This window comes from Paraclostridium dentum (genome assembly GCF_048568265.1).
GTDB lineage: Bacteria > Bacillota > Clostridia > Peptostreptococcales > Peptostreptococcaceae > Paraclostridium > Paraclostridium dentum.
On sequence record NZ_CP183813.1, the window covers coordinates 687,182 to 698,462 of the forward strand.

Sequence of the window (11,281 nt, forward strand, 5' to 3'; positions counted from 1 at the left end):
GAATAAATGAAAAAGACAAACAAAAAAATATTAAAGTTTATAACTTTAATCATATTATTAATTTCAACAGCAATATTTGGAGCAATAGCTGGGGACTTATTTTTTGGGTATACATACAGACAGATAAAACCAAGTAATGTAATTAACAATTCAAATATACCACACGCAAGTAATTTTTTTGAAAGTGATGTATTTGAAAGTAGTGTTCTTCCAAATATATTAACAAGCATGGAGATATCAACATCAAGTAAATATCAAAAGGAAGAGATAGTAGATGCTAGAAGTAGATTAGCTGAAATTAAAGGTATGAAATTTTTTATTGAAAATAATTCTACGGGAGAAGTTTATAGCAATACTAACTTTATAAATAACGAAGAGTTTAGAAAGTACCAAAAAGATTATTATAACTTAGATATTGATTTTCAAGATAATTTAGTTACATATACTAAAATTATAAATAACAAACGAAATGTATATAAGCTAAATAGAGAAAATAATTATTGGGGGACGGAAGATAATCTTAAAATCAGCATGTCATTCCCGAAGCAAATTAACTATAAATTAGACTATTATGATAGTCTGGGGTTTAAATGGAATTACAATCAGTTTGAGCATTATAAAAATTTATCAAAAGACTTAATTAAAGTTTTAATAATATCAGCTATAATATCAATTATTTCATTGATTGCACTTATAAAAAATAAAGAAAAACTTATAGATAAAGATAGTTTAATATTAAAAATATATAAAAAAATACCTTTAGAAATATATACTTTTATATTTTTAGTATTAGGAATGGTTGCAGTTTTAGATGTAAGTTCTAGGTGGTCTGTAATTTTAAAATTTATATTTTTAAGCTTCACATTTATATGGATAAGTTATTTTATAAATTTAGATGTCAAGGGTGAACTTTTAAAAAATAGCATAACCTATAGATTTGGAAAGTTTTTTATAAATGTAATAACAAATACAATTAATTATGGAAAGAAAATACCTTTAATAAAAAGGTTGATCTTACTAGATTTATTAATATTAATGAGTACAACCTTTATACTTATGTTTTTTAATATACAATTTTATTCAATTTCATTTAGAGTAGTTATGTTTATTTTAACTCTACTATCATCAGTTTTATTTATTGTAACTGGATACACAATAAACAGATTAGCTTATATTGATGAAATTATAGAAGGTACAGAAAAAATAAAGAATGGAGATATAAATCATAAAATAAAATTAAGAGATAACAATAGCTTAACTATTCTTGCAGAAAATATAAACAATTTAAGTGATGGGCTAGAAAATGCAATAGAAGAAACCTTAAAAAGTGAAAGAATGAAAACTGAGCTTATAACAAATGTAAGTCATGATTTAAAAACGCCTTTAACATCAATAATAAACTATGTTGATTTAATAAAAAAAGAAGAAAATGTACAGCCTGAGTACTTAAATGATTATATAAATATATTAGACAATAAGTCAAAACGTTTAAAAAATCTTATAGAAGATTTGTTTGAGGCTAGTAAAGCAAGTAGTGGAAATATTGATCTTAATATTGAAAAATTGGATTTAAATCAACTATTAAGACAAAGTATAGGCGAAAATGAAGAAAAATTAATAGAATCTAATTTGAGTTTAAAATTAAATATCCCAAAAGAACCTGTTTATATAAATTGTGATGGAAGACGAATGTATAGAGTATTTGAAAATTTATTAGTAAATATATCTAAATACTCTCATGAAAATACAAGAGTGTATGTAGATATGGTAGTGAATGAAAATCAAGTATTTGTTTCTATGAAAAATATATCGGCATACGAATTAAACTTTGAAGCAAGTGAAATACTTGAAAGATTTAAAAGGGGAGACTTAGCTAGAAATACAGAGGGAAGTGGACTTGGACTAGCTATTGCTAGAGACTTAGTACAACTTCAAGGTGGTAAATTAGGGGTTCAAATAGATGGAGACTTATTTAAGGTAGAACTCTCATTCAACACAATATAAAATAAAAAAGCTATATCAAATAAATCAGCATAGTATAAATAGATAAGTTTTAGCGACCTTTCAAATCGTATTTTGAGCGACCACGTTCGGAGATATGAGCGTAGCGAATTTTTGATTTGGGGAGCAAAACTTATCTATTTATACGGAGTTGCAGTCAACTTGATATAGCTTTTTATTTTTATTTCATATCTATTAGTAATTGTTTATCTTTTACCATTTCATCTTGACTTACATAAATAGATTTAACACATCCACTTGTTTTAGCTACTATAACAGTTTCCATTTTCATAGCTTCAATAACTATAAGTGGTTGATTTTCTTTAACTTCTTCGTTTTCTTGAACTAATATGTTTACAACTTTTCCAGGAATGCTAGCGCCTATTTGTAGAGGGTTGTTCATATCAGCTTTTAAGATATCTTTTATATTTGAACTATAGTGAGTATCACTAACTTCTATATCTCGCATCATTCCATTTAGTTCAAATGATAAAGTTCTATTTCCGTCCTCTTTTATATCCCCGATTTCTATTAACTTTATAGTTAATACTTTTCCTTCTTCAATCTCTACTTCACATTCTTCCCCTATTGATAAACCATAAAAATATACGTGACTTTCAAGTTTTGAAATATCATTATATAACTGTAGATGTTTTAAATAATCTTCATAAACATTAGGATAAAGTGTGTAACTTAATATATTTCGTACATTAGAATCCATACTAAATTTTTCATCCAGATGTTTTTTAACAGATTCAAAATCTTCACTTGGAATTAATTCTCCAGGTCTTACTGTTATAGGAGTCTCTCCTTTTAGTACTACCTTTTGAATATTCTTAGGTATTCCTCCCTCAGGTTGGCCTATCATACCCCTACAATAGTCAACAACTGAGTCTGGGAATGAAAGATTGTTCCCTTCTGAAACTATATTATCTTTATCTAATTTATTTTTTACCATAAATATTGCTAAATCTCCTACAACTTTAGATGATGGAGTAACTTTAATGATATCACCTAATATTTCATTAGATTCTTTATATTTTTCTTTTACTTGATCAAACTTATCAGATAAACCTAAACTGTCAGCTTGAGGTTTTAAGTTTGTATATTGACCACCTGGAATTTCATATTTATAAATTTCAGCAGATGGATTCTTTAAATCACTTTCAAATTTTGAGTATACATTACGTAAATCTTTATAGTAATTGCCTAATTCTTCAAATCCATATAAATCTATTTTAGTATCTCTTTCTGTATTTTTAAGAGCTTCTACGATTGAATTTAATGAAGGCTGACTAGTAAGTCCTGCCATTGTTTCAAGTGCACCATCAACAATATCAACACCAGCTTCAGAAGCCATTAAGCATGTAGCAACTCCATTACCGCTTGTGTCATGAGTGTGTAGGTGAATAGGAGTATTAACATTTTCTTTTAATGCTTTTATAAGAGTATAGGCAGCATATGGTTTTAAAAGGCCTGCCATATCTTTGATACATATAATATCAGAGCCTAATTCTTCTAATTGTCTAGCCATATTAATGTAATACTCTAAATTATATTTAGTCTTATTTGGATCTAAAATATCTCCTGTATAACATATTGTAGATTCAACAATTTTACCAGTCTCAAGAGCTGTATATATAGAAGGTTTCATATTTTCAACCCAGTTAAGAGAGTCAAATATTCTAAAAACATCAATTCCTTTGTTTGCAGATTCTTTTATGAATTCCTTTATAACGTTATCTGGATAGTTTTTATAACCAACTCCATTAGATGCTCTAAATAACATCTGAAACATTATGTTAGGAATTTCTTCTCTTAGTTTTTCAAGTCTTACCCATGGAGATTCTTTTAAGAATCTGTATGCTACGTCGTAAGTTGCTCCTCCCCACATTTCAAGAGAGAATAAATCTTTCATATGCTCACTTGTTGGTTTTGCAACTTTTAATAAGTCATAACTTCTAAGTCTTGTTGCTAAAAGAGACTGATGTGCATCTCTCATAGTTGTATCCGTTAGAAGTAGTTTTTTCTCTTTTTTTATAGACTCTAAATAATCTTTTTTACCTAGTTTATCAAATAAAACTTTACTTCCTTCGTTTGGAGAAAATGCATTGCTTGATTTAGGGTTATATATAGTTTGAAACTCAGGTTTTTCAGAACATTTATTTTCATTTACTATAGTATTTCCTATAAATTGAAGTAGTTTAGTTCCTCTATCTTTGCTTTCCTTTATTTCGAATAAATCTGGATTTTCATCTATAAATTTTGTACTACAGTTTCCTTGTGAGAAAATTGGGTTATTTAATACATTAACTAAGAAACCTATATTTGTTTTAACACCTCTAATTCTAAGTTCCTTAATTGAACGAACTGTTTTGTTTATAGCTCCTTTAAAAGTTCTATCCCAAGATATTGTCTTAACTAACAAACTATCATAGTAAGGGCTTATTGTAGATCCTGTGAACCCGTTTCCTCCATCTAGTCTTATACCGAAACCTGAACCAGTTCTATAAACTTGTATTTTGCCAGTATCAGGCATGAAGTTATTTTTAGGATCTTCTGTAGTTATTCTACATTGGATAGAGTATCCTCTTACTTGTATGTCTTCTTGTGATTTTATGTTTATAGGTTCATCTTCTAATTTATATCCTTGAGCTATTAATATTTGACTTTGAACTATATCTATACCTGTAATCATTTCTGTTACAGTATGTTCAACTTGAACTCTTGGATTCATTTCAATAAAGTAGAAATTTTCATTTTCATCAACTAAAAATTCTAATGTACCTGCATTTACATAGCCAACATGTTTAGCTATTTTCACAGCATTAGTACATATTTGTTCTCTAAGTTTATCAGATAGAGAAAATGCTGGAGCATATTCTATTATTTTTTGATGTCTTCTTTGAACTGAACAATCTCTTTCATACAAATGAACTATATTTCCAAACTTATCTCCAAGTATTTGAACTTCTATATGTTTTGGATTAGGTATATATTTTTCTATAAATATAATATCCTCACCAAAGGCTTTTCTTGATTCACTACATGCAGTTTCGTATTCTATATTTAAGTTATCTTCCCTGTATACAATTCTCATACCTCGTCCGCCACCGCCATTAGAAGCTTTAAGCATTATAGGATAACCAATTATATTAGCTATTTCTTTAGCTCTTTCTATGCTTTTAATTGACTCATCTATACCTGGAATAGTGGGAACATTAGCTTCTTTAGCTATTTGTTTTGAGTTGATTTTATCTCCCATCATATTCATTATTTCAGCCGATGGGCCTATAAAAATTATTCCGTTTTCTTCACATTTTTTTACAAACTCTGGATTCTCAGATAAAAATCCGTAACCAGGATGAATTGCATCTACATTTTTACTTTTGGCCAATTCAATTATGCCATCTATATCTAAATAAGCATCAATAGGACCTTTATCCTCTCCTATTAAATATGATTCATCAGCTTTAGTTCTAAATAAAGAATATTTATCTTCTTTGCTATATATCCCAACGCTTTTTATACCCAATTCAGAGCAAGCCCTAAATATTCTAATCGCAATTTCACCACGATTGGCTACTAAAATCTTATTAATTTTTTTAAGCATAAGTGAAAAAATCCCCCTTAATTCTTTTGATATTAAAGATTATAGACTAATTTGCTTTAATTTTAAATATAGTTATAAAAACTCCTTAATAAATAAGAAATATTTATCGAATCATGCAACTTATATAATTTAAAAGTACATAACTATCTTATTAAACACGTGTAAAAAAGGTGAAACCACTTAAAAAGTATATTTTCCGAATAAATATAAAGTAAGCTTTTTAAAATACTTTATATTAAAAAGAAATAATTAATTATACAAACATATATTTAAGAAAATTCAACATAATTTCACCAAATTTGCTTTCATTAATAATGTGAATAATTTTAACTAATGTGGGTATATGAACATTATTGAGATAATTGAGTGTTGTAAAAAGCAAAAATTTATATTTACTTTAGAATATAATATTAAACTTATTATATTTTAAAATGAGTATAAGTTAAAAATAGGAACAAAAACTCTTCAATTATCTTAAGTTAATAAATAAATAGATTTAAGTAGAGGAGTGTTTTTTTATGAATGAGAAATCAAATAAAAATACTACAGCTATAGCTATGATAGTATTTTTACTTGGAATTTTTATGGGGGCTATGGATTCAGGTATAGTATCTCCGGCAAGAAATGTAATAGCAAATGGTCTAGGGGTATCACAATCAGCAAGTGTATGGATGATAACTATATATACATTAGCTTATGCAGTATCTATGCCAATAACAGGTAAAATGGCTGATATTTATGGGCGTAAGAAAGTATATATAATTTGTGTTTCATTATTTGCAATAGGGTCTTTGCTTTGTGGAATATCTGATATAGTTGGAAGTTATGAATTTTTACTAGTATCAAGAGTTATTCAAGCTATAGGTGGAGGCGGTATAATGCCAATAGCTACTGCTTATATAGGAGCATCATTTCCAGAAGAAAAAAGAGGTTCAGCCCTTGGTATGGTAGGTGGAATATATGGGATAGCAACAGTTCTTGGACCTACTTTAGGAAGTCTTGTTCTTTCAATTGCAGGAGATAGCAGATGGGGATATTTATTTTTAATAAACGTGCCTATAAGTATAATAATTTTATTTACATCTTTTAAATTAGAAGAAAATAAACAATCTTCTAAGGTGAAAAAAATGGATGTATGGGGATGTGTAGCATTAAGTATAGTTGTAGCATCTTTAATGTATGGATTAACTAATTTAAAATTCTATGATTTTGCAAATTCAGTTAAATCAATAGATGTATGGCCTTATTTATTAACAACTATAGTTTTTATACCTATAGTAATATATATAGAAAAAAGAGCAGAAGATCCTGTTTTAAACTTAGGATTTTTTACAAACAAGCAAACTGCATTAACTTTATTTTTAAGTTTTATAGTTGGTTGTGGTCTTATGGGAACTGTATTTCTACCTCAATTCTCCGAGAACGTATTAAAACTAAAAAGGGGTAGTGGGGGCTATATAGTGACTTTATTTGCTGTATTTACAGGAATAGCTGCACCTGTTGGTGGGAAATTTATTGATAAATATGGTGTTAAAAAGCTTTTATTATTGGGATTTAGCTCAAGTATAATAGGGGTTTTATACCAAGCGTTTATTACAGCAAATCATCCTAATTTTACAAACTTAACAGTAGGTTTAGTATTTATGGGAATTGGTATGGGATTTACGATGGGAACTCCTATAAATTATTTAATGATGAGTTTAGTTAAACCAGAGGAGATATCTATGGGGCAATCTACTGTATCCTTACTTAGATCTATAGGGGTTGCGGTATCACCTAATTTACTTATAAACTTTGTTTCTGACGCCGGTAGAAATGTACCAGCGGCTATTCAAAAAGTAATGCCTCCAATACCAGGAGCTTCTTTTGGTGGAGGAAATATGTCAGCTGAGATGCTAAATAAGTTCCAAAATGCAGATGTAACAAATATATTTGAGGTTGTTAAATCTTTTGTAAATTCTATGTTTAATGGATTACAACATACGATGGGATCTAATCCTAATATGAATTTTGATATGTTGAAAAGTAATTATTTAATTAGTTTAGATAAAGCGAAACCTAGTATAGTTCATGCTTATCAATACACAATGAATCAAGGATATGCACATTTATTTATAGGAACTGCAGTAATAGCTTTATGCGGATTAATAGCATCTTTATTTTTAAAAAAACATAAAAAAGAAGCTTAACTAAAATAACTACAATCTAGGTTTAGAACTAGATTGTAGTTATTTTAATGTATAAAGAATTTTATTAACGTCTATGTTATAATGTATCAATATGTATATTTTAAATCACTTATAAACTTGATCAACATATATGGTTTGTAATGTCGTTGGCAAAATTATATAAGTGAATTTTGTATAGAAAGAAGGCTGTATATGGAAATAAAAAAGATGACTGAGGCAGCTATAATGTCTTCACTTTTCATAGTTTGTAGTATATTTGCAATATCTACAGGACTTTTATATGGACTTTACATAGACATAATAGTTCCGATTTTTATAGCAATTATATACTTAAGATGCGATTTTAAATTTACAATACTTGCAATGGTAACTTGTTTGTTAATTGTGGGATTAGTAATGGGTAATATAGGATCGGCAATTTGTATGAGTCAAAGTATGATCATTGGAATTATGTGTGGTTATGTTATAACTAAAAAAACTAAAATCTTTGATGATTTATTTTATTTGAGTATAGTATCTTGCTTTATAATGGTTATGATAGATGTGTGGTTTTCTAAATTAATTGGATTTAGCTTCATAAAAGATTATAAAACTATGTTAGCACCTTGGCCTGTAAGTGATGGGTTTAAAGAGGTTTTATTTTATATGTTTATAGCTACACTTCCTCTTGGAACTATTATAATGACTTATTTTGCAAGTTTATTTATTGGAGATAGAATTAAGTCTTTGAATGAAGAAGGTAAACGAAAATTATACATTTTGAAAAATATTAGACAGTATGCAAATTACATATATTGTTCTAAATCTACTGTATATTTTGGATTAGCATATTTGTTTGTAATTCAGTTGAAAAATATATTAGGTGTTGATATAAAATTTGTATATTTACTTACTATAACTGAAACTATAAAGTATATTGTTTATTATTTTTTAATAAGAGATGCATATGCATATTTAAGACTTTATACTTATCAAAAAACAAAGTCTATAATGGCATTGAATATAATGGGAATGACATTTTTAGCTTCGTTAATTATAAAGTTTAATATTAGCTTTTGGATAATTTCAGCACTCGCATTTTTCTATGCACCGATGAAACTAAAGATGGCTTAGGACAATTTTAAATAAAACAAAAAGCACCCTGTAGCATTTGTTGCGGGGCGCTTTTTAAATTTAGTGATTAAGAGTTTTTCCTGATTTTAAGGCTTCTCTTTCTTCAATTAAGTTTTGTATTACAGTATTTAATTCCCAGTCAATGGAAGTTTCAGTAACTACAGCAATTAAAGGTCTTTGTATCCTAAATTTTTTAAGAGCTTCCATAAAAGAGTGAATTTTAACATGGTCTACATTATTAAATATAACAGCGTTATGCTTTAATCCATCTTCGCAACTTTCATCTATATTATTATTTAAAATATCTTTTACTAAAGTTGTAGCATTCTTAGGCATAAGAATTATTTGATCTTTTAGTCCAATTAGATTGCATATATTTTTTAACATACCTAAATCTTTTGTATTAAAGTTATAAAGTAAGACACAAACTCTATCGTCACTATAAGTAGGCAAAGTATTTATATTTTTAAAATCCATAGTAATTTAAGCACCTCCTTTTTAAAATAAGTTTACTATTATTGATACCAAATTAAGAAAATTTTAAACATAAATACGAACTTTGTTAAAGAAAAAATTGAAAATGTTACAATAGATACCAAATATAAGAAGTATGTTTTATTTGGAGACATGAATATGTTTTTGTGATATACTATTGTGTAAAACATAGTAGTACTTTTTAAAAGGAGAAATGAAATGGATAAAACTCAATTTTTAAATTACATAAATAAAAAACTTAAAAATCATGTTAATATAAGTAAAAACTGGGCATTAAGAAAAGTACTAGAGAAACCTTTGGAAATAATTTCAAAAGTACTTATAGTTCCGCCAATTGTTTTTACGGGTATAATGATATTTGGAATGTTAATTTTAAGTTCAATGAGCTGGTTTAGTATAAGTTACTTGCCAGATTTTATTCAAATAATGGATACAAGAATAATAATAGGTACGCTTGGATTTATAATTAGTATTATATTTGCAGGGATAAGTATAGTGGCTTGGCCTATATATATAGTAGTTTTAGTATTTGGAATTTGGTTTATAAAAACTTATAGAAGGTTTATAAAAAATCATAATTTATATAAAAAAGCAAATGATTTAATGGATAACCTATAAGTTAATACTTTAAAAAATATATCAAAGTATATATAATATAAAGAACGAGGTGATAATATGAAAAAAAGAGTAATGATCGGTATGAGTGGTGGAGTAGATAGTTCTGTTGCAGCGTATCTTTTAAAAGAGCAAGGATATGATGTAATAGGTGTTACTATGAAATTATGGCAAGACGATGATGATGAACTTATAGAAAATGAGGGTGGATGTTGTTCATTAGCAGCAGTTGAAGATGCGAGAAAAGTTGCTGATAGAATAGGGATACCTTTTTATGTATTAAACTTTAGCGAGGTATTTAAAGAGAAGGTAATCGAACCATTTATAGATGAATATTTAAACGGAAGAACTCCAAATCCTTGTATAGCTTGTAATAAGCATATAAAATTTGATGATTTCTTTAATAAAGCTCGCCAAATAGGATGTGATTATGTAGCTACAGGACATTACGCTAAAATAGAAAAAGATGAAGAGACAGGTAGATATTTACTTAAAAAGTCTGTTACGGATAAAAAAGACCAAACTTACGCATTATACAATTTAACTCAAGAGCAATTAGAACATACTTTACTTCCTATAGGCGAGTATGAAAAAGATAAAGTTAGAGAGATTGCAAAAGAGATAGGTATAGAAGTTCACAATAAACCAGATAGTCAAGAAATATGTTTTGTAAAAGATAATGACTATGCAGGCTATGTACAGAAACATTCTAAAAAGAGAATTGATCCAGGATTTTTCGTAGATACTAATGGTAATGTATTAGGAAAGCATAAGGGAATAATAAATTACACTATAGGTCAAAGAAAAGGGTTAGGAATTGCATTTGGAAAGCCTATGTTTGTTGTTGATATAGACCCAGTTAAAAATACAGTTGTATTAGGTGATAATGAAGATATATTCTCAAATGCATTAATAGCTAGGGATGTAAATTTAATCTCAATAGATGATATAAATGAACCTATAAGAGTACAAGCTAAAGTTAGATATTCAGCAAAAGCATCAGATGCTACAGTAACTAAAGTTGGAGAAAATACATTTAAAATAGTATTTGACCAACCACAAAGAGCTATAACTAAAGGTCAATCAGTTGTTATGTATGATGGAGAAAAAGTTGTAGGTGGAGGCGTAATAGAAAAAAGCCTATAATAAAAAACTATTGATTATTTTCATAAAATTTAGTAATATAACTATTAATCATATAGAAATAAAATAATTTTAAATACAGTGAAAAGAAATAGTAAATTAATTGATGCAT

The 11,281-nt window shown here is 27.6% G+C and carries 7 protein-coding genes and 1 other annotated feature (1 of these 8 only partly in view); of the genes, 5 read left to right on the forward strand and 2 right to left on the reverse strand.

Translation table 11 applies throughout. The features are described 5' to 3' along the window. Window positions 1-6 precede the first annotated feature (6 nt). Window positions 7-2,004 (forward strand): HAMP domain-containing sensor histidine kinase, encoded by a 1,998-nt coding sequence (locus ACN6I1_RS03050; RefSeq protein WP_419742671.1) that lies wholly within the window; start codon window positions 7-9, stop codon window positions 2,002-2,004. A 178-nt stretch (window positions 2,005-2,182) separates the two neighbouring features. Here the strand turns inward: ACN6I1_RS03050 and ACN6I1_RS03055 are convergent, their stop codons facing one another. Continuing rightward, the gene (locus ACN6I1_RS03055; protein ID WP_419742672.1) at window positions 2,183-5,614 is read right to left on the reverse strand and encodes a pyruvate carboxylase; all 3,432 of its coding nucleotides are present in this window, start codon (window positions 5,612-5,614) and stop codon (window positions 2,183-2,185) included. A 518-nt stretch (window positions 5,615-6,132) separates the two neighbouring features. Between ACN6I1_RS03055 and ACN6I1_RS03060 the strand changes: the two genes are divergently transcribed. After that, complete coding sequence (locus tag ACN6I1_RS03060) at window positions 6,133-7,803, forward strand: MFS transporter (protein ID WP_419742673.1); 1,671 nt, start codon at window positions 6,133-6,135, stop codon at window positions 7,801-7,803. A 192-nt stretch (window positions 7,804-7,995) separates the two neighbouring features. Further along, window positions 7,996-8,916, forward strand: a complete 921-nt coding sequence (locus tag ACN6I1_RS03065) for a DUF2232 domain-containing protein (RefSeq protein ID WP_419742674.1) — start codon at window positions 7,996-7,998, stop codon at window positions 8,914-8,916. 60 nt (window positions 8,917-8,976) lie between these two features. Here ACN6I1_RS03065 and ACN6I1_RS03070 read toward each other — a convergent pair whose 3' ends face one another. Then, window positions 8,977-9,393, reverse strand: coding sequence for a DUF3783 domain-containing protein (locus tag ACN6I1_RS03070; protein ID WP_419742675.1), 417 nt, complete (start codon window positions 9,391-9,393; stop codon window positions 8,977-8,979). Between the two features lie 216 nt (window positions 9,394-9,609). Here ACN6I1_RS03070 and ACN6I1_RS03075 point away from each other — a divergent pair, with 216 nt between their 5' ends. Beyond that, window positions 9,610-10,029 (forward strand): hypothetical protein, encoded by a 420-nt coding sequence (locus ACN6I1_RS03075; protein WP_419742676.1) that lies wholly within the window; start codon window positions 9,610-9,612, stop codon window positions 10,027-10,029. Window positions 10,030-10,086: 57 nt separating this feature from the next. Then, window positions 10,087-11,172, forward strand: a complete 1,086-nt coding sequence (gene mnmA / locus ACN6I1_RS03080; protein WP_021429864.1) for a tRNA 2-thiouridine(34) synthase MnmA — start codon at window positions 10,087-10,089, stop codon at window positions 11,170-11,172. 69 nt (window positions 11,173-11,241) lie between these two features. Then, window positions 11,242-11,281 (forward strand) — a binding site (T-box leader) (it continues 182 nt past the right edge of the window).

Coding starts and splice junctions, on each gene's coding strand:
- ACN6I1_RS03050 (WP_419742671.1), top strand. CDS start 7: ATGAAAAAGACAAACAAAAAAATATTAAAGTTTATAACTTTAATCATA.
- ACN6I1_RS03055 (WP_419742672.1), bottom strand. CDS start 5,614: ATGCTTAAAAAAATTAATAAGATTTTAGTAGCCAATCGTGGTGAAATT.
- ACN6I1_RS03060 (WP_419742673.1), top strand. CDS start 6,133: ATGAATGAGAAATCAAATAAAAATACTACAGCTATAGCTATGATAGTA.
- ACN6I1_RS03065 (WP_419742674.1), top strand. CDS start 7,996: ATGGAAATAAAAAAGATGACTGAGGCAGCTATAATGTCTTCACTTTTC.
- ACN6I1_RS03070 (WP_419742675.1), bottom strand. CDS start 9,393: ATGGATTTTAAAAATATAAATACTTTGCCTACTTATAGTGACGATAGA.
- ACN6I1_RS03075 (WP_419742676.1), top strand. CDS start 9,610: ATGGATAAAACTCAATTTTTAAATTACATAAATAAAAAACTTAAAAAT.
- mnmA (WP_021429864.1), top strand. CDS start 10,087: ATGAAAAAAAGAGTAATGATCGGTATGAGTGGTGGAGTAGATAGTTCT.